Below are 3,008 nucleotides of genomic sequence, written 5' to 3' on the forward strand. Positions count from 1 at the left end.
GCCTGGAACGATCCGGCTTACGCCGAATGGCTAAAGCTCGACGCGACCGCCGCGATCGAATCGCTCTCCTATACCGGCCGCCAGGGCGAGCACATGCAGGCCGTGTTCAACACCGAGGAGACGCACAATCTCGTCGTCTGCACGCTGTGCTCCTGCTATCCGTGGTCGGTGCTCGGCCTGCCGCCGGTCTGGTACAAGGCGCCGCCTTACCGCTCGCGGGCGGTGATCGATCCACGCGGCGTGCTGGAGGAATTCGGGCTGACGCTGCCCAAGGACAAGAAGATCCGCGTGTGGGATTCGACCGCCGAGCTTCGCTATCTGGTGGTGCCGATGCGACCCCGCGGAACGGAAGGCTGGAGCGAGGAGCAGCTCGCCGAGCTGGTCAGCCGCGACGCGATGATCGGCACGGCGCTGGCCAAAGAGCCGGAAGCGGAGCCGGCATGAACGGGCCGCAGGATCTCGGCGGACAGATGGGCTTCGGGCCGGTCGCACCCGAGAAGGACGAGCCTTATTTTCACGCGGCATGGGAAAGACGGGCGTTGGGCGTGACGCTCACCGCCGGCTCCATGGGTGCCTGGAACATCGATGAAAGCCGGCATGCCCGGGAATCGCTGCATCCCGCCGACTACTATTCGTCGAGCTACTACCAGATCTGGATCAAGGCGCTGGAAACGCTGCTGAAGCGCCATGGCTTCGTCACCGAGCGCGACCTTGCCGCCGGCAAGGCGCTCGATCCGGCCGCGACGCCGAAAAGGGCGCTCAAGGCAGCGGACGTCCCGGCCGTGCTCGCCAAGGGCGGGCCGTGCGACCGGCCCGTCGCCATGCCGGCATGGTTCCAAGCAGGCGATCGTGTGCGGACGAAGAATTTCAACCCGACCGGACATACGCGCCTGCCGCGCTACGCGCGCGACAAGGCCGGGAGGATCGAGGCCGTTCGCGGCGGCTTCGTCTTTCCGGACAGCAATGCGCATGGCAAGGGCGAGAACCCGCAATGGGTCTATACCGTGGTGTTCGACGGGGCCGAAATCTGGGGCGAGGGCGCCGATCCGACGCTCAGCATCTCGATCGATGCCTGGGAGAGCTATCTTGAGCCGGCATGAAGGCGCCTTGCCGGCGGGCTTCGACGAGCCGGTCTTCGCCGAGCCGTGGCAGGCCGAAGCCTTCGCCCTGACCGTTGCGCTGCACGGCAAAGGCCTGTTTTCGTGGAGCGAATGGGCGGAGGCGCTGTCCGCCGAAGTGAAGAAGCCTGGCGCGGCGAGCGACGGCCACGACTATTACGAGCACTGGCTGGCGGCGCTGGAGAAGCTTCTGGCGGTCAAGGGCGTTGCCGGCAAGAATGATGTCGATGCGCTTGCCGCCGCCTGGGAACGCGCCGCGCACGCAACGCCACACGGCAAGCCGATCCTGCTGGAGAATGATCCGGGCGCTAGCCCGTAGATCGTCTTTGTTCTCTTTACGTTCCTATTTCTGGCTGATAGCCTGGGCTATCGAAGGTGGCCGCTTTGTCGCCGACAACGGTCGGTATTGCGGCCAATCTTGTCTTTCGCTTGCGAATCCGGTCTGTCGCACTGATGGAATTTTCTCCCCAACAGGACGAGGCTCTGAAGGCGGTCGGGCGCTGGCTCAAAGAGGGCCGGCCGCAGGTCTTTCGGCTGTTCGGCTATGCCGGCACCGGCAAGACGACGCTGGCGCGCTATTTTGCCGAGCATGTCGACGGCCAGGTGCAGTTCGCCGCCTTCACCGGCAAGGCGGCGCAGGTGCTGCGCTCCAAGGGGGCGACCAACGCCCGCACCATCCATTCGCTGATCTATAGACCGAAGGGTGAGGAATCGGTCGAGGACGAGGTGACCGGCAAGACCTCGATGTCGCCGACCTTCTCGCTCAACCGGCAAAGCCCGATTTCGCGCGCCAAGCTCGTCGTCATCGACGAATGCTCGATGGTCGACGAGCAGCTCGGCCGCGACCTGCAGAGCTTCGGCACGCCGATCCTGGTGCTTGGCGATCCGGCGCAGCTGCCGCCGATCTCGGGCGGCGGCTTCTTCACTGAGCATGAACCGGATGTGCTCTTGACCGAAATCCACCGCCAGGCGCGCGACAACCCGATCATCCGGCTGGCGCTCGACGTGCGCGAGGGCCGGGAATTCATGCATGGCGACTACGGCACGGCGCAGGTGATCGGCAGGGAAGCGGTCAACCAGGACCTCGTGCTCAAGGCGGACCAGGTGCTGGTCGGCACCAACCGCACGCGCCGTCGCTACAATCAAAGGCTGCGCGAGCTGAAGGGGTTCAACGCCGATTTCCCGCAAGCCGGCGACAAGCTGGTCTGCCTGCGCAACGATCCGGCCAAGGGGCTGCTCAACGGCTCGCTGTGGAAGGTGATGACCTCCTCGCGCGAGACGGTGAAGCCCGGCATCAACCTTCTGGTTTCGCCGGAGGAGGACGATCCCGACCGCGGCGTCGCCAAGATCAAGCTGCTCAAGGCGGCGTTCGAGGATCCCGACGCGGAAATCCCGTGGCAGCAGAAGAAGCGTTTCGACGATTTCGACTATGGCTATGCGCTGACCGTGCACAAGGCGCAGGGCTCGCAGTGGAACGACGTCGTGCTGTTCGACGAGAGCTGGGCCTTCAAGGAGACCCGCCAGCGCTGGCTCTATACGGCGATCACCCGCGCCGCCGAGCGGTTGACAATCGTTCGCTGAGGTTTTTGGCCATCAGGTCGGCCTTGCGCCAAGCCACTGCCAGGCGGCTTCCTCATCGTCGACATCGAAGCGCCTGACTTCGAAAGGCAGCGTTTTGGGGAACACGCCGGCGACGAGGGAGGCCCAACTCGGCTCGCCTATGACGGCGCAGCGCACGACATGTTCCATCGCGTCGGCCACGCCCTGTCGAAGCGTGTCCTGCTTGATATTGGCCCAGTCGACGCTTTCCTCGTCGGTCAGCCTGATCAGCACGTCGATCCTCGGATGCAGCGCGTAGGCGGCTTCCAGCAGGCCGAACAGGTTTTCCGC

At 65.0% G+C, this 3,008-nt stretch carries 5 protein-coding genes; 4 read left to right on the forward strand and 1 reads right to left on the reverse strand.

Features of this window, described 5'->3' with window-relative positions; all coding sequences use genetic code 11:
• The 4 genes from EOA27_RS29725 to EOA27_RS29740 all read left to right on the forward strand — a co-directional run.
• Positions 1-444 (forward strand): nitrile hydratase subunit alpha (locus EOA27_RS29725; RefSeq protein WP_127257903.1); only part of this gene is annotated, 444 nt, incomplete at its 5' end.
• Entirely contained in the window at positions 441-1,100 is a 660-nt protein-coding gene (gene nthB / locus EOA27_RS29730) for a nitrile hydratase subunit beta (RefSeq protein WP_126082067.1), read from the forward strand. The genes EOA27_RS29725 and nthB, both read left to right, overlap by 4 nt.
• Positions 1,087-1,437, forward strand: a complete 351-nt coding sequence (locus EOA27_RS29735; RefSeq protein WP_126082068.1) for a nitrile hydratase accessory protein — start codon at positions 1,087-1,089, stop codon at positions 1,435-1,437. Before nthB ends, EOA27_RS29735 begins: the two co-directional genes overlap by 14 nt.
• A gap of 134 nt (positions 1,438-1,571) precedes the next feature.
• Positions 1,572-2,699: an ATP-dependent RecD-like DNA helicase gene (locus EOA27_RS29740; protein WP_126082069.1), complete on the forward strand. Its 1,128-nt coding sequence runs from the start codon at positions 1,572-1,574 to the stop codon at positions 2,697-2,699.
• Between the two features lie 12 nt (positions 2,700-2,711).
• Here EOA27_RS29740 and EOA27_RS29745 read toward each other — a convergent pair.
• Positions 2,712-3,008, reverse strand: a 297-nt coding sequence (locus EOA27_RS29745; protein ID WP_145970611.1) for an STAS/SEC14 domain-containing protein, incomplete at its 5' end; no start/stop codon positions are given.

The organism is Mesorhizobium sp. M2A.F.Ca.ET.037.01.1.1 (assembly GCF_003998075.1).
Taxonomy (GTDB): Bacteria; Pseudomonadota; Alphaproteobacteria; order Rhizobiales; family Rhizobiaceae; genus Mesorhizobium.